The sequence below is a fragment of the Actinoplanes sp. NBRC 101535 genome (genome assembly GCF_030269225.1).
In the GTDB taxonomy this organism is placed as follows: domain Bacteria; phylum Actinomycetota; class Actinomycetes; order Mycobacteriales; family Micromonosporaceae; genus Actinoplanes; species Actinoplanes rectilineatus.
This window is the reverse complement of record NZ_BSSY01000010.1, coordinates 74213-88704: the sequence shown is the minus strand read 5'-3', so window position 1 is coordinate 88704 and position 14492 is coordinate 74213. Positions and strand designations below refer to the sequence as shown.

The 14492-nt window shown below is 67.4% G+C and carries 18 protein-coding genes and 2 tRNA genes; 13 read left to right on the top strand and 7 right to left on the bottom strand.

Going from position 1 to position 14492, the window contains the following annotated elements:
• Positions 1–59 precede the first annotated feature (59 nt).
• The 6 genes from QSK32_RS26590 to QSK32_RS26565 all read left to right on the top strand — a co-directional run bounded on the left by QSK32_RS26590 (position 60) and on the right by QSK32_RS26565 (position 3506).
• On the top strand, positions 60–476 hold the full coding sequence (locus QSK32_RS26590) for a DUF4259 domain-containing protein (RefSeq protein ID WP_285473454.1): 417 nt from the start codon (positions 60–62) through the stop codon (positions 474–476).
• 140 nt (positions 477–616) lie between these two features.
• Positions 617–823: a hypothetical protein gene (locus tag QSK32_RS26585; RefSeq protein ID WP_285473453.1), complete on the top strand. Its 207-nt coding sequence runs from the start codon at positions 617–619 to the stop codon at positions 821–823.
• A 59-nt stretch (positions 824–882) separates the two neighbouring features.
• Positions 883–1587 carry an AAA family ATPase gene (locus QSK32_RS26580; protein WP_285473452.1) on the top strand — a complete coding sequence of 235 codons (705 nt, stop codon included), beginning with the start codon at positions 883–885 and terminating at the stop codon, positions 1585–1587.
• Between the two features lie 212 nt (positions 1588–1799).
• The gene (locus QSK32_RS26575; RefSeq protein ID WP_285473451.1) at positions 1800–2906 is read left to right on the top strand and encodes a hypothetical protein; all 1107 of its coding nucleotides are present in this window, start codon (positions 1800–1802) and stop codon (positions 2904–2906) included.
• Positions 2907–2922: 16 nt separating this feature from the next.
• A complete protein-coding gene (locus tag QSK32_RS26570) occupies positions 2923–3225 on the top strand; it encodes a hypothetical protein (protein WP_285473450.1) in 303 nt (100 codons plus the stop codon).
• Entirely contained in the window at positions 3222–3506 is a 285-nt protein-coding gene (locus QSK32_RS26565) for a hypothetical protein (protein ID WP_285473449.1), read from the top strand. The genes QSK32_RS26570 and QSK32_RS26565 overlap by 4 nt, the downstream gene beginning before the upstream one ends.
• Positions 3507–3561: 55 nt before the next feature.
• Here the strand turns inward: QSK32_RS26565 and QSK32_RS26560 are convergent, their stop codons facing one another.
• A complete protein-coding gene (locus QSK32_RS26560) occupies positions 3562–4407 on the bottom strand; it encodes a replication-relaxation family protein (RefSeq protein WP_285473448.1) in 846 nt (281 codons plus the stop codon).
• Between the two features lie 742 nt (positions 4408–5149).
• On the opposite strand from QSK32_RS26560, the gene QSK32_RS26555 reads away from it, so the two are divergent.
• Positions 5150–5494: a helix-turn-helix transcriptional regulator gene (locus QSK32_RS26555; RefSeq protein WP_285473447.1), complete on the top strand. Its 345-nt coding sequence runs from the start codon at positions 5150–5152 to the stop codon at positions 5492–5494.
• Positions 5494–6948, top strand: coding sequence for a tyrosine-type recombinase/integrase (locus QSK32_RS26550; protein ID WP_285473572.1), 1455 nt, complete (start codon positions 5494–5496; stop codon positions 6946–6948). Before QSK32_RS26555 ends, QSK32_RS26550 begins: the two co-directional genes overlap by 1 nt.
• 23 nt (positions 6949–6971) lie before the next feature.
• Here the strand turns inward: QSK32_RS26550 and QSK32_RS45535 are convergent, their stop codons facing one another.
• The 3 genes from QSK32_RS45535 to QSK32_RS26535 form a co-directional block, all read right to left on the bottom strand.
• Positions 6972–7385: a helix-turn-helix transcriptional regulator gene (locus QSK32_RS45535; protein ID WP_353050988.1), complete on the bottom strand. Its 414-nt coding sequence runs from the start codon at positions 7383–7385 to the stop codon at positions 6972–6974.
• Between the two features lie 43 nt (positions 7386–7428).
• The gene (locus tag QSK32_RS26540; RefSeq protein WP_285473446.1) at positions 7429–7680 is read right to left on the bottom strand and encodes a hypothetical protein; all 252 of its coding nucleotides are present in this window, start codon (positions 7678–7680) and stop codon (positions 7429–7431) included.
• A gap of 68 nt (positions 7681–7748) precedes the next feature.
• Positions 7749–8042: a hypothetical protein gene (locus QSK32_RS26535; protein WP_285473445.1), complete on the bottom strand. Its 294-nt coding sequence runs from the start codon at positions 8040–8042 to the stop codon at positions 7749–7751.
• A gap of 322 nt (positions 8043–8364) precedes the next feature.
• Between QSK32_RS26535 and QSK32_RS26530 the strand changes: the two genes are divergently transcribed.
• The 4 genes from QSK32_RS26530 (at position 8365) to QSK32_RS26515 (ending at position 11865) form a co-directional block, all read left to right on the top strand.
• Positions 8365–9255 carry a helix-turn-helix domain-containing protein gene (locus tag QSK32_RS26530; RefSeq protein WP_285473444.1) on the top strand — a complete coding sequence of 297 codons (891 nt, stop codon included), beginning with the start codon at positions 8365–8367 and terminating at the stop codon, positions 9253–9255.
• Complete coding sequence (locus tag QSK32_RS26525; protein ID WP_285473443.1) at positions 9252–9458, top strand: DUF397 domain-containing protein; 207 nt, start codon at positions 9252–9254, stop codon at positions 9456–9458. The genes QSK32_RS26530 and QSK32_RS26525 overlap by 4 nt, the downstream gene beginning before the upstream one ends.
• Positions 9459–9652: 194 nt before the next feature.
• Entirely contained in the window at positions 9653–10993 is a 1341-nt protein-coding gene (locus QSK32_RS26520) for an NsdA family TPR-like regulatory protein (protein ID WP_285473442.1), read from the top strand.
• Positions 10990–11865: an aminoglycoside phosphotransferase family protein gene (locus tag QSK32_RS26515; protein WP_285473441.1), complete on the top strand. Its 876-nt coding sequence runs from the start codon at positions 10990–10992 to the stop codon at positions 11863–11865. Before QSK32_RS26520 ends, QSK32_RS26515 begins: the two co-directional genes overlap by 4 nt.
• A 425-nt stretch (positions 11866–12290) precedes the next feature.
• On the opposite strand, the gene QSK32_RS26510 is transcribed toward QSK32_RS26515, so the two are convergent.
• Positions 12291–12363, bottom strand: a tRNA-Arg gene (locus tag QSK32_RS26510).
• 41 nt (positions 12364–12404) lie between these two features.
• Positions 12405–12495 (bottom strand) — tRNA-Ser (locus tag QSK32_RS26505).
• Between the two features lie 427 nt (positions 12496–12922).
• Between QSK32_RS26505 and QSK32_RS26500 the strand changes: the two genes are divergently transcribed.
• Entirely contained in the window at positions 12923–13585 is a 663-nt protein-coding gene (locus QSK32_RS26500) for a hypothetical protein (protein WP_285473440.1), read from the top strand.
• 13 nt (positions 13586–13598) lie between these two features.
• Here QSK32_RS26500 and QSK32_RS26495 read toward each other — a convergent pair whose 3' ends face one another.
• Positions 13599–14384, bottom strand: coding sequence for a CPBP family intramembrane glutamic endopeptidase (locus QSK32_RS26495; protein WP_045744630.1), 786 nt, complete (start codon positions 14382–14384; stop codon positions 13599–13601).
• Positions 14385–14492: the final 108 nt, after the last annotated feature.

The window sequence follows — 14492 nt, the reverse complement described above, 5'->3', positions numbered from 1 at the left end:
CTCGGCACGGTCACCGAACAGACGCTGGCGGTTCGAGTCACCGCCTAGCGAGGAGTGCGATGGCCACCTGGAACGTCGGTCCGTTCGACAACGACGAGGCCGTGGAATGGTGCGATCGCTTCCACCTCACGCCCCCGGATCAACGCAGCGTCTTTGTCGAGACGACGCTGGCCGACGCGGTCGCGATTTCGGCGGGGCTGACCAGTGCGACGTGCTCGGAGGCTGTCGCCGCCGCTACGGTCGTCCTGCAGACCACGGCCATCGGGTTCGTCCCCGCGACGCCGTACGCCACCGTATCCCCCATCGATCCCATCGGTATCACGGCCACTCCTCGGCTAATCAGCCTCGCGCGGGGCGCGCTGCAGGCCATAATGACCGAGGAGTCGGCATTTCGGCATAAATGGTCCGGCGACATAGAGGAGGATCTGGCCTTGGAGACCATTCAGCGGCTCCAGCGTGGACTCGCCAGTCAGTAGAGCCGTGGCCATGCTAGGCCCGGGCTGATGTCTACGTTTGACTGGCGTCCATGACCCCACCCCGCAGTGACGATCTAGTCGGCGACGTCTTGAGCCTGTGCCGAGCCCTCCGGGACGCGAGAGGAATGCTCGGGCTGGACTTGGACACCGAATCCGAACTGCTCGAACACGTGGCCCTCGCAGAGCGTACCGCCACGGCTAATCCGATGGACCGTGCGGCCGTCATAGCTCATGTGCAGGCGATTCGCTATCGCTTGGTCGAGATAGCGGACGGTCCTATCGCAGCTTTCATGGCCGATGACGCGGCGAGGATTCTGGGCGATGGGATCGGCAGGCTGTTCTTCTAGCGCCGCTCGACGCCGCTGTCCGTGGCCGGCTTTACCGCAATCTCGGCGGAGGAGAGCCTGTGAGTACTGAGCACGCCCTCGTACAGCATCTGCTCATCCAACTGAGCAAACACCCGGTGACCGATCGGACTCGGCAGGTCATCCTCGGCGCATACGCGGGCGAGGAACAACTACAAGATGACCTGGGCGAAGCCACGGCTCAATTGACGGGACAGGCGGCACCAGACGCCGAGCGAGGGCATATCTTTCTGGAGCGGATCGGTGTGGCGGGTTTCCGTGGAATAGGTCCCGCCGCCACGCTGCACCTGCAGCCCAAGCCGGGTCTCACCCCAGTCATCGGTCGTAACGGCTCCGGCAAGTCGAGTTTCGCCGAAGCGATGGAACTCTGCCTCACCGGCGACAGCCGGCGCTGGGCCGAGAACAACCGGATCTTCCGCGAAGGATGGCGCAATCTTCATCAGCCGGCACCCGCAGGTGTTGTGGCCGTCACTCGCGTCGACGGGAGCGCCGATCCGATACGGCTGCGCCGCCGCTGGCACGACGACGACACGGAGGCGGGCCAGGCCACACTCGACATTCAGCACGGCGATCACACCTATGCCGGTATCGACGAGCTCGGCTGGCGGCAGCCACTGGAGACGTACCGCCCGCTCCTAACCGCTAATGACTTGGGCCAACTGGTCTCCTCACGCTCAGTGACCTGTTCGACGCGCTCGCTCCGCTGCTGGCCATCGAACCTGTCACCGACGCCGACAACCCGCTGAAAAGGGTCCGCCGGAAACTCGATACCCAGGTCAAAGCCATCGCAGAGCGGCGGAAGGCGCTCCGGCTCGACATGAACACTGCCGTCATCCACGCGCATTGAGCAACTGAGGTAACAGTGGGTTCTGCAACATGAACCTGAAAGTATCTCTGGTCGTACACCAAGTCGTCGGGCCGAGGAGTGGGTTCCTCTGGCTCATACCGACTTTGGTCGATGAGCGGAGGTGCGATGGAACAGCTATACGTCGATACGAACGGGCTCAATCAGCTCTACAACCAGATGCAGAGAGCCTCGGACGACGCCGCGAACACTCTCGACTACGTGCACAAGCACTGCGATCTCAGCTTCGTCGACGTCGGCCTGATCATGCGACTGATCTCGCCGCACCGGAAAGCCTACGGCGAACTCACCTCCGCTCTGGAGCGCCTGCAGCAACTCACCCAGACCGCGGGAACCCAGGTCAACCGGGCCCAGGTCGCTTACTCCCAGACCGACCTGCAAGCGGCTGCGGCGCTCGACGCCGCCTACCCCGGCGCCAAAGACGCCGACACCCTCCGACGGGCACTCGCTGAGCAGCAGGACCCTGGTGTCGGCGGCGCCGCGTTCGCCGATGTCACCGAGCCGGCCCAGTTCCTGCGCAACCCGGAGTACGCGATCGGGATCGAGATGTGGGCGATCAACCCCATGGTTGACCTCATCAGCCCTGCGGCATGGCTACGCCAGACAATCATCTGGGTCTTCGGCCATGACCCCCTCGAGGGATGGGCGAGTCAGTTCAGCGGCGACTGGAAGGCGTACGTGCACTGCGGCCAGGCCATGGGCCAGGCCGGCGGGACCGCCCGCGCGATCGGCCGCAACCTCATCGCCGGCGCGATGGACGTCCCAGAGGCCTGGCGCGGGAACGCCGCCGACGGATTCCGCGAATGGGACCTATCGCTCGGCAACGCCACCGCCGAACTCGAGCAGATCTGCCAGCAGTACAACACCCTCTACGACCAAGCCGCCGAAGCGATCAAGAAGCTGTACGACGTCACCGCCGGCCTAATCAGCGACCTCCTGGACCTGATGCTCGTCATCAGCGGTGCCCTGGCCGCCGGGACCGCGACGCTGGTGAGCGCGATCGGGCCGATCACCGGCTACTCCATCGCCGCCTACTACGCCTGGCAAGCCTGGGACCTCTACAACGAAATCTCGAAGTTCTACGGCCAGGCGGAAGACCTGCTCAAGCTCATCGGCGGCTGGATCGGCGGGGTCAGCGCCGCTCTGGCGGTCAAGGACATCCCGACCATCGCCCCGTACCACCACCCCGCCGGATACTAGGGAAGGGCCAGATCTCATGAGCGGTCGAGTCTTCCGCGATCCCCTCGCCCAGGCCGTCCTTCGGCACGTCGCCGAGGCCAAGGGCAAAGACGACCCCTTCGGCTCGCTAGCCGACGCCATCCTGAAAGGCGAGGCCACGCTGCATGACGTCGGCCACAGCACCTGGTACGGCGAAGGGCTCGTGAAGGCCATCGACACCGCGCTCGAAGCCCAGGCAGCCCTGCCCGCTGAGCAGCGCGCCATGATAGAACGCGATGCCGAGCGGCTCAGGGCGCCCGGACAGCCGACCGATTCCGCCGATGACAGAGAGAACACGTGAATGCACTGAAGCGGTGGCGCATCGCGGTCCCCCTGCTCTTTTTCTCCGTAACCCCCCTCGCGGCGACCATCATCGGCGCCGTCGCGTTCTGGCAGGACGACAGCCCGGCACGGCAGGCCATGACCGTCTTCCTAGCCTTCATGTTCGCGCTCTGCGCCGGGATCGCCCTGCACATCGGCTTCGACCGCAAGATGCAGGACCCGCCGTGGATGCGGATCGGCACGATCGTCGTGTTCATCGTGCTGGCCTGCGGCGTCAGCTGGGTTCGCGACCTGGTCTGATCAAGCCGGATGCATGAGTGCCCAATCACGGCCTCGAGGTGCTGCCGTCATGCCGTTACTCGCCGCTCAGATCGATGAGGCGGCAACCACCCTCGTCCTGGTAGGTCCAGACGCGTTCAGATGGCGACAGCCGTCGGGATGCGGCGTAGTCGCGGGCGCCGGTGGCTACCGGGACGAGACGGGGCAAATCAGCGAGTCTCTGGCGGAGGTTGCGTTCCCGCGTTGACGAATGGAGCCAAAACAGCACCGGCCAGGCACGGCCGATAGTGGTGAACAGGCTCGCGTAGCCGGCGAGTTTGGCGGTCAGGACGCTGAGTTGTTCAGTGCCGGTGTCGTACTCGAGGAAAAACGGCACCCGGCGGCCGTCTTCAATCCAGATGCCGTATCCGTCGGAACGTACCGTGGGTTCGAAGGCGCGGACCAGTGCGGGGTCGTCGTCGGTGGTGAATGTCCCGGCTCGCTGGCAGACGGCTTCGGGCAGCCACAGGTCGAGTCGGGTTCCGGGATGGGTGCGGGCGTGGCCGGCGAGGTCGGTGAAGAACTGGTTGACGCCGAGGCGGTGGTCGAGGGTTCGGGTGGAGGTCCAGCGGCGGCGTTCGAGGCGGGCGTGGTCGCGGCGGGGCGGGCGTTCGTCGCGGGCGGCGGCGACGACCTCGGCGCCGAGCTGGTCGATGAGCCAGTGGTACGGGTACGAGCCGCCGTCGGCGCGCTGGGGCCGGAAACGGGCGATCAGGCGCAGTTGGTAGAGGGCTCGCAGCCGTCGCTGGCAGAAGTCCAGTGAGGGGAACAGGGCGTGGGCGAGCTGGGGCGTGGTAAACACGCCATGGTCGTAGAGCCAGCCCAGCAAGAGCCGGTCGCGGATGGTGAGCTGGGACTGCACCCGCAGGACGGGATCATCCATGACGTACCCCCGGGGAGACCCAGAGGATGACGGGGTCTGTCGGAGGACGCGCCGTCGTCGGTGGCAGGCGCTCTGACCTGCGCTGTGAGGCGGTCGCGGGGGTCGGTTCGGGGGTCCGGTTGAAGACTGACGTCAACACTGACGGCAAGGCTGACATCCGACCGGACGATCGAACCGTTGTCGTTGATGAGTACACGGGTGGCACAGCGTTCTCCTCGAATGTCGAGTGAAGTGGGATGGGCGGAAGCCGTCCAGCGCCGGCCTGGTCGCGGCTACCGAGTTGAGGCGGGTAGGGCCCTCGCCGAGCACGATCTGGTCGGCGGTGGTGAACGCCTCCACCCTCGAAACGGGGTTTGTCAGCTGTGGCGAACACTCCCCGGACTGACAGTCGTCTGACAGGTCGGCGTGGATGTCTGACTCCGCAGGTCAGCGGTGTTCATAAGGAACCGGTCCTCACCTGCGGATGCAAGGTCGTCCGGTCTGGCAGCGCGTGGCGCGTCGGTCTGACAACATCGCGGGCCGTGAACGGCAAGGATCCGTGTCAGCCGCCTCCGCCGGTTTCGTGATCAAGGCGTTGAGCTGGGCTGTCAGGTGTTCGCGGGGTCGTTGTCAGACCGCTGTCAGCTCGGGGAGTGTTCGCCACGGCTGACAAACCCCGTTTCGAGGGGGAAGGCGCGTCTCGTCCGGTGTCGAAGGCCGAGGGATGCGTGCGAATCTCTCGTGCGACAGGAGCACTCCCACCATGAACGCCCACCGCCACCCCAGCGACTCCATCGCGAACGACCCCGCCAGTGTGTGGACCGAGGACCGCATCCGCGCCTTGGGCGCGGTCACCGATCTGCCCACCGCTGCCCGGATCTTCGGCCTCGGCCGGTCCCTGGCCTACGACCTCGCCCGCGACGGCCGGTTCCCGGCGCCGGTCATCCGTGCCGGCACCCGCTACCGGATCCCGGTCGCCGGCATCCTCACCGTCCTCGGGCTGTCCGCCGGCTGCGACTTGACCAGGTCGGCGATGCGAAGCGTGGATCACCACGGCGGAATCAGAACGACCGCCGCCGACGACCACGTCCAGCAGGGAGAACCGTGATCAGCGAAGGATCCATCACCAAACGGTGCGGCTGCAAAGACCCCGCCACCGGCAAACGACTCAACAGCGCCTGCCCGAACCTGCGACGCTCTAACGGATCATGGAACCCCGGCCACGGCACCTGGGGCTACCAACTCGAACTACCCAACGTCCCCGGACGCGGGCGCCGACTCCTACGCCGTAGCGGCTTCGCCGACCGCGACGCCACCCGTACCGAACTCGACCACGCCCGTTCACTGCTCGCCCTGGCCGGCGACGACACCGGCCTCGCCGCCCAGATCGGCGACCTGCTCCACGGCTGCAGGAACGGCGTACCGCTTCCCGACCGCGACACCGTCGCCGCCCGCGTCCGCGCCGGTGTTCCCGCCAGCGTGCCCACCACGACCGGCGAATACCTCACCGCATGGCTCACCGGACGACGCGGGCTGTCGCCCAACACCATCCGCTCCTACGGCGACCACATCCGCTCCTACCTCATCCCCCACCTCGGCGACATCCCACTCCAGAGCCTGCGGACCAGCCACATCCAGGCCATGTTCACCACGCTCGACCAGCGCAACGAACAGATCCGCGACGCGAAGGCCGGCACCGACCCGATCGAACGCACCAGGTTTCGGGGGATCCGGCCGATGGGACCGTCCAGCATGGTCCGTCTCTACGCCACCCTCCGCGCCGCGCTCAACGACGCCGTACGCCGCGCGCGTCTCATCCCTACCAACCCAGCCCTGGGCATCGAACTCGAATCCGGCGCCCGCCCCAAAGCCCGCGTCTGGACCCCGAAAGCCATCGAACTGTGGAAAGCCACCGGCGACCGCCCCAGCCCCGTCATGGTCTGGCGCCCCGAACAGGCCGGACAGTTCCTCGACCACGCCCAGAACCACGACGCCGTGCTCTACCCGATGTTCGAACTGATCCTGCACCGCGGCCTACGCCGCGGTGAGGCCATCGGCCTGCGCGACTACGACGTCGACCTCGACGAGGCCTACCTCAGCGTCGTCCAACAGATCACCGCCGTCGGCTACACCCCGGTCACCCGCCAGGTGAAAAGCGACGCCGGCGACCGAATCATCCCGCTCGGCCCCACCACCGTCGCCGGGCTCACCGCCTACCTCGACATGCGCCACCGCTGGCAACAGGTCAACGGCAACACCTGGCCGAACACCGGACTGTTCTTCGTCCGCCCCGACGGCCAGCCCTGGCACCCCCAGACCATCAGCGACCGCTTCGACCACCTCGTCAAAACCAGCGGCCTACCACCCGTACGCCTCCACGACCTACGCCACTGCGCCGCCACCTACCTACGCCACGGCGGCGCCGACATGAAAGAGATCCAGGAAGTCCTCGGCCACTCCACCCTCAGCCTCACCGCCGACACCTACACCTCCGTCATCCTCGACCTCCGCCGCCCCAACGCCGACGCCGCCGCCAACCTCATCCCCCGCAAAGCCGCATAGCCCAGCCCCACACGCCGCAGAGGTCAGCGCACACCGGAATCGCGCTGACCCTGCCCTGTTCGCCACGCCCCGGCATTCTCGGATGACGCTTCGTCGGCAAACCCGCTGTTGTCGAGGAACAGGTGCAAGAGGTCCGCGAGCACGTCGATGCGGTCCTGCCCGAGGAAGGCATGACTCCGCTCGGCAAGGTGGTCGGCGACCCGCTCGGCCAACTGCCGGGCAGCGTCCTCGCTGCCGTGCTCTACGGCTGCGCCCGACTGCTCTCCCGGCCGCCGGTCGCGGATCCAGGCCTCTACCTCGTGCGCCCACCAGACCCGTCCCATCGTCAACTCATGAAACGGCGCCGGAAAGTCCGCACGATCGGCCAACTGCTGAACCCGCTGCCGCGACACCCCGAGCCGAACCTCGATCTCCCGGGCGCCCACCAGCCGCAGCATCCCGCGCAGCCGATCCGGAACACGCGCATGCCTCACCGGGCACCTACCGGTCGTCGTGACCGTAGGCACCGCGGCCGCCTGGCCATTCCCCGCCATCTCGGCAGGTCACCTCGGCCACGAACCGGCGTAGCGCTTGCGGCACGTGTTCCGGATGTGGTCGCAGGAAGATCACGCCACGCCGTTCGTCGAGACCGAGCCCGTCGATGTCCAACGGGATGCCGTCCAAGCTGATCTGCACCTCGACCTCGATCCCGATGGCAGTCAACGCCGCGATCAGCTCACTTCGCAAAATCACACCCCACCTCACTTCGTGCTTGTCCGATACCCAGGTGTTCCGCTCCGTTCAGCCGCCTCTCGCAGCGCCTACGGCTCATCGGCTCTTAAGGCTCGAGCCTCGCCGGCCTTCTGGAACCACCCGGAGCCGGCGCGAACCGCGCCGACCAGTTCCGGGCGCGTGGCGCCGGGCTGACGGGTCGGCAGCCGCAACGTGCGGGAGAAGATCACCGCCGCGTTCTCACGCCGCCGGCACGGTCCGAACGATCCGCATGCCAGGCACCGGCCGGTCGCACTGGACGTCACGTGCTCGTCGAGGATCTCCTGCGCTTGATGCAGTTGGTTCTGAGCGGAAGCCGCGTAGTACGTGTTCGCCTCTGCCATCGTTCGTCTCCTCGTTCCCGCGGCAAGCACACCGGATACGGCCCCGATGGCCGGACTGCCGTGTTCTCCGCCCACCAACTGGCGGGTTGAGCTCCGGTCCTGCAGGTGGGGTCTGCGGTCCACCATGGCCCGCTCACACGGCGCGAGTGAAGGATCTCGGCCGGGGAGGGAGGGGGAGGGATCCGCAGGGAGGGGAGGGGATGGTTCCCGGGCCTCCCGTTCTGGCTCATGTCGGCCGGCTGATGCAGCACGGTACGCTGCGCGGGGTGCCATATCCGCGCATCCGCACTGTTCACCGTCTGGGATCTGGCGGAGGTGCTGGTTGATCAGTACGTATGTCCGGCGGCTTCGTCTGGCGGCGGAGCTGACCGCGCTGCGCCAGCAGAGCAAGCTCTCCTCTGATCAGCTGGCCCGCGCCGCCGGCCTGCCGCGGACCACCGTGTCCCGGCTGGAGAACGCCCGGATGCGGCCGGACCCCGACGACGTCATGCGGATCCTCCAAGCGCTCGACGTCGTCGACGGCGACCGGTGGCTGCAGATCACGACGATCGCCCGCGAGGCCGGCGAGCGGGGCTGGTGGGAGTCCTGGGCCAACGAGATGGGCACCCGGCAGGCGTTGTACGCCAATTTGGAAGCCGGTGCCGCCTCCATTCGCGAGTACCAGATGACCTTCCTGCCTGGCCTGCTCCAGACGTCCGCGTTCAGCGAGCAGCGGGCCCAGATCGACAAGGCCGACTGGTCGTCGCGGTTCGATCCGGCCCGCGCGGTCGAAGCCCGGGAGCGGCGTCAGCGGATGCTGCACCGTCCTGGCGGGCCGGACTACGAGGTCGTCATCGACCAGCTCGCCATCCGCAGGCCGGCTGTCACCCTGGAGGTCCTGCACCTCCAACTCGGCCACATCGCGGACCTGGCCACACGTGACCGGAAGGTTGTCGTCAGGGTGCTGCCGATCGATGCCCGCATCGCGGGGCTCAGCGTTCCGCGGTCCGGGTTTTCCCTCTACACCTATCCCGATCCGGGTGACCCGGTCGTCGTCGCTGTCGACACCGTCACCGACGACCTGGTCCTCACCGATCCGGACGCTGTAGGCCACTACCTGGAGCTGTACGCACGCCTCAACGACGCCGCGCTCACCCCGACAGCCAGCGTGCGACTACTCAAGGACACCGCCGGAAAGACCGGAAAGCTCACTTCGACAGGAACGGCAGCGTGACAGAACCGAACTTCACCCAGTGGCGGAAATCGTCACGCAGCAGCGGCGGCGCCAACTGCGTGGAGATCGCCCCCGCCGACAACGCCCCACTCATCGCCGTCCGCGACACCAAGGACCGCGACGGCGGCACTCTCGTATTCACCGACCAGGCATGGGCCGACTTCCTCGACGGCGTCCGGGCAGGCGAGTTCGACCCGCGCTGAATTCCACAGACAGAAACATGGCCGAGCCCGCTGGGCCGGCCATGTTTTTTCGTGCCGCCGACACATCCTTCGGGCTTCAGTTTCACCTGGACAGTTGATGACGATCACGCACGGTGCCATCCTGTTCTCACCGACGCACTGAACAGTTCAAAAGATGCGCCTTTCACATCACCTGTGACCTCGCGGAGGCCGTCGTGCCGAGTGCCAGACCCGAGCCCAACCTTCTTCTCCTGCGAGCGCGGGAGCGGCAACGGTCGCCCAGCCAGCCAGGCGAGGACATGTCCCGGGGCGAACTGGCCGGCGAAGTCAGCAAGATCCTGTTTCCCGATCCTCGCCAGCGCCTCACCAGCCCCTTCAACGCCAACTACGTCGGAAAGCTGGAGAGCGGCGTCATCAGACGCCCCCACCGGGCGGACTACCGCGCCGCGCTGCGCACTGTGCTCGGGGTGTCCTCAGACGACGAACTCGGCTTCCCCTCCCCCCGTAACGGAACTTCTCGCTGGGCCGACGCGCAGGCACCGCAAGCCGCCACCCCGGCTGTGTCAGGACCGGTCACACGCCGCCCGGCACCGGACCTGCTGGCCCCTGACCGCGACGAGGACGTCCTGCCGAGAACCGTGTCGCCGGAGGACGTCGCGCGGATCCTGGCCACCGCAGACCTGTTCGAGCACTGGGACAACACCCACGGCGGCACCCTGGCCAGAGAGATCGCCGACGACAGACTCCGCACGACAGCCCGCCTCCTCGACGTGACCTGCCCGCCGGCACTGACCGAAGACCTGGCCACCGCCATCGCCCACCTCGCAGGCGTCGTCGCCTTCATGCACTTCGACGCCTACGCCCACCACGCCGCGCGCCGCCGGTTCGCCTTCGCCCTGCAGTGCAATGACATCGGCGGCGACTGGCACCAACGCGCCGCCCTCTACGCGAACATGGCCCGCCAGGAAATCTGGTGCGAACGCGCCGACGACGGGCTCACCTACACCGAGATGGGCCTCGTGCGCGCCGACCGGCTCACCGCCACCGAACAGGCCATGCTCCACACCGTACGAGCCCGCGCCCTCGCAAAGATGGGACCACCACGTGCCCAGGACGCGCTCCGAGCGGTCGGTATGGCAGACGAGGCATTCAGCCACGCGAACCCCGGCGAAGACCCGGCCTGGATGCGGTTCTACGACGCCGCCCAGCACCACGTCGACACCGCACACGCGCTGTTCGACATCACCATGCGCTCCGACCGCATCACCGATGCAATCGACCGTTTCCGTTACTCCGTCGAGCATCACGAGCCCGAGTTCGCCCGATCACGCGCGATCTCCGGCACCAAACTCGCCGCGCTGACCATGGTCACCGGCGATCCCCGACAAGCCGCCGCAGTCGGCTGCCAGGCCCTCGACGACGCCGGCGCAGTCGGCTCCCGCCGGGCAGCCGACGACCTCCGCGAACTACACCGGCTGGCCGGCGCCCACACCACGATCCCGGAGGTCGCGGCCCTGCGCGCCCGGATCGCGGCCACGGTCGGAGCGGCAGCGTGACACCGGCATCAGACGTCCTGCTCACCGCGTGCCGAACGCTCGGTGTCGACTCCACCGGTGCTGAACTGATCCGCGCCGCAGAAAACACCTTGTACCGGCTCCCCGGTGGCGTCGTCGCCCGCATCACACGCGCCGGCCAGTTCGAGACCGCCCGCAAGGAAATCCGCGTCTCCCGATGGCTGCAGCAGGAAGGCATCCCGGTCGTCGAGGCCCTACCGGACCTCGCCCAACCGATAGAGGTCGACGGCCACGCCGTCACCTTCTGGCGCGAGCTACCCGCGCACCGGGAAGGCAGCATCCAGCAAGTCGCCGACGTCCTACACCGGATCCATGCGCTTCAGCCTCCGCCGGAACTCCAGCTCCCCCCGCTGGCTCCGTTCGTCCGGCTCCACCAGCGCATCGCGGAAGCAACAGTGTTCGGCCACTCCGACCGGGAATGGCTCCTCGAGCACCTCACGGACCTCGAACAACGGTACGCCGAACTGCCCGCCGGCCTGCCCGCCGCAGCAGTTCACGGCGACGCCTGGGGCGGCAACATCGTCGACACCACGTCCGGCCCGGTCATCCTCGACCTCGAACGCTTCGCCTCTGGCCCACCCGAATGGGACCTCACCTCCATCGCCGTCGACCACGACACCTTCGCCACCATGACAGCCCAAGAGTGGGCGACCTTCTGCCATCAGTACGGCCACGACGTCACCGAATGGCCCGGATACCCCGTCCTCCGCGCCGCCAGGGAACTTCGCAAGGTCACCTTCGCCGCCCAGATGGCCACCCAACACCCCCAGCTCGAAGACCAAGCTCTGTACCGCCTCGCCTGCATCAAAGGCGAAAGAGGGGACCGACCCTGGCATTGGACCCCCGTCCCCTGACGCGCCCCGCAGTCGCATCCACCGGCAGCCCGTTCGAGCCGGGCCAGGTTCGGGGGCCACTCAGGCATCACAGGACGGACGATCACCACCGGATCACCGCATAGATAAAGAAGACTTCCACCCGACAGCGGGACAAAACGGTGCCAGCGGCTCTGCCTTCGAATTCATATCCATTTCTGCTATGAATCGATTACCGAGGGCAACAATCGCCGCCAAACGGCCCGGTCTCAGCGGCCAGCCGATCCCACGGCGGCCCGCACCCGGGGGCGCGCGGACAGAAAAGAGCTGGTCAGCACCCAGACAGACGGAACCCGCGATCAGCACCGGATCACCACATCCCACATGACGGGATTTCTTGGCTCGAAAGCGGGAAACAAAAAACGCCGGAGCCTGCGTTTCCGCAGGTCCCGGCGTTAATTTCTCGGTGCGCCCGAAGGGACTCGAACCCCTAACCTTCTGATCCGTAGTCAGATGCTCTATCCATTGAGCTACGGGCGCTCCCTGTGTTGCTCAGTCAGCCTACAACACCGACTTTCGCGCGGAGACTCCGGGATTCGAACCCGGGAGGGGCTTTAAAACCCCAACCGCATTAGCAGTGCGGCGCCATAGACCAGACTAGGCGAAGTCTCCCCGGCAGCCCTGAAGCTACCGAGGCTTGAGAATACCGGACCCCATGAGCGTCGCACAAAGAGGATGCCCCACAACCCGCGAAAGATCTTCCCAAGGGGTCACGAACAGGCGAAACGTCGCGGGAGGGACTAGGCTGCGTGCGATGGAGGAAGACTCTGGTCCCCAAGCTCCGCGGGCTCGGGATCCGCGGGCCTCGTTCAGCGCGCCCGAGCCTGAGGGCTCCGAGGGGCGTCCGGCGCGTGGCCGGGCGCGTCGCGGTGTGCCTCCGGCGGTGACTTTCCAACCCCCGCAACCTGGCCAGGGTGCCGAAGGTCACTCTTCAGAACCTTCAGGGGGTACGCGCCACACCTCCCCACCCGCAGAGGCCCCCTCCCCGAAGAGCGGAGGTGTTCCGCGAACCCCGCGTAAGGCGGTTTCCCGCCCGCCCGTGGTCCCGCCCCAGCCGTCGCCGGCGCCGGAGGCGGCGGTCCCGCCCGCCAAGAGGGCCGCCCCCGCGAAACGCGCGGCACCCCGGAAAGCGGCCAAGAAGGCTGTCCCCGAAGCGGCCCCTGCGCCGCCGTTCCTGGACACCCTGGCCCGTGACCTTCGGAACTCACCCGATCGGGCCCCGGAGACCCTGGCCAGCGCCGCCGTCCAACAGCTCGGGCCGCGAGCCGCCGCCTGGGCCGCCCGCACCCGAGCCTCCTACCCCCGGGCCACCCCGGACGCTCTGGCCCGCCTCGCCGTGCAGCGGTTCGCCCGGGCTGCCGCCGTCCGCGGCGCTCTCGGCTCGTTCGCCGGCGCGTACACCCCGGCCGCCCTCTTCGCCTCCGGCGTGGTCACCCACGCCGGGCTGGTCCTGCATCTCGCCGCCGTCTACGGGCTGGACGCCACGGATCCGCGCCGCGCCGAGGACCTGCTGGCCTGCCTGCACCTGGATCGGCGGAACCTGGCCGGATCGGCCGGCGCGTGGGCCGCCCTGCGACTGACCGGGCGCGCTTTCCCCGGGCTGACGCTGCTCGCCACCGCCGTCACCGCGCACTCGACGGCGGAGGCGGTCGCGGTCCGGGCTCAGCGTCGATTCAGAGCAGTTCGGGCGTACCCGAAATAAGAGATTGAAGGGTCTAGGACGGGTCAGACTTGAGCCAGGTCAGCCACTCGTCGGGCATCGAGGCGTACCCGACGAACGCCACGATGTCGAGCAGGCTGTGCGCGACGATCAGCGGCATCACCCGCTTGGTCCGCAGGTAGAACAGGGCGAACACCACGCCCATCACCACGTTGCCGATGAAGCCGCCGAAGCCTTGGTACAGGTGGTAGGAGCCGCGCAGTACCGACGAGCACACGATGATCCAGGCCGGGGACACGTTCATCGCCTTCAGCCTGGTGATCAGGTATCCGACCACCAGCACCTCTTCGAGCACCGCGTTCTGCACGGCGGCGAGTGTCAGCACCGGCACCGCCCACCAGTACGGCTCCAGGGCGGCGGGCACGATCTGCGCGCTGATGCCGAGCTGTAGCGCGGCGTACACGAGAAGGAGGCCGGGAAGCCCGATGCCGGCGGCGAGGCCCGCGCCCCAGCCCGCGTCGAAGCCGGGTCTGCGGAAGTCGATGCCCATCTCACGGGTGGGGGAGATCCGGTCGCGCCACAGCAGGAAGAGGGCGAGTACGACCGGGATCAACGCGAAGAAGATCTTCAACAGTTGGTACGTGAGGTCGAAGTACGGCCGGGGCGACTGGCTGGCGTTGAGGGTGGCGGTCTGCTGGGCGAGCGGGGTGGCCGCGGTGAGGCTGGCGGTCAGCGAGACCACGGAGTAGATCGCGGACTTGCCGAGGGACAGCAGCAGGACGATGCCGATCTCGACGATGTACACCGTGCGGGTGGACTGCTGCCGCTCTTCCAGGGTCACCCGGCAACTTTACGGCAGGCACAAACACACCTAATTCGCCAAACGACGCGCCGGAGAGGGTGACGAGTCGCACTTTTGGTGCGTCGTGTACCCGACTGCGCTGACCAC

Coding starts and splice junctions, on each gene's coding strand:
- QSK32_RS26575 (WP_285473451.1), top strand. CDS start 1,800: ATGAGCGGAGGTGCGATGGAACAGCTATACGTCGATACGAACGGGCTC.
- QSK32_RS45535 (WP_353050988.1), bottom strand. CDS start 7,385: ATGCTGCGGCTGGTGGGCGCCCGGGAGATCGAGGTTCGGCTCGGGGTG.
- QSK32_RS26555 (WP_285473447.1), top strand. CDS start 5,150: ATGAACGCCCACCGCCACCCCAGCGACTCCATCGCGAACGACCCCGCC.
- QSK32_RS26590 (WP_285473454.1), top strand. CDS start 60: ATGGCCACCTGGAACGTCGGTCCGTTCGACAACGACGAGGCCGTGGAA.
- QSK32_RS26560 (WP_285473448.1), bottom strand. CDS start 4,407: ATGGATGATCCCGTCCTGCGGGTGCAGTCCCAGCTCACCATCCGCGAC.
- QSK32_RS26535 (WP_285473445.1), bottom strand. CDS start 8,042: ATGGCAGAGGCGAACACGTACTACGCGGCTTCCGCTCAGAACCAACTG.
- QSK32_RS26570 (WP_285473450.1), top strand. CDS start 2,923: ATGAGCGGTCGAGTCTTCCGCGATCCCCTCGCCCAGGCCGTCCTTCGG.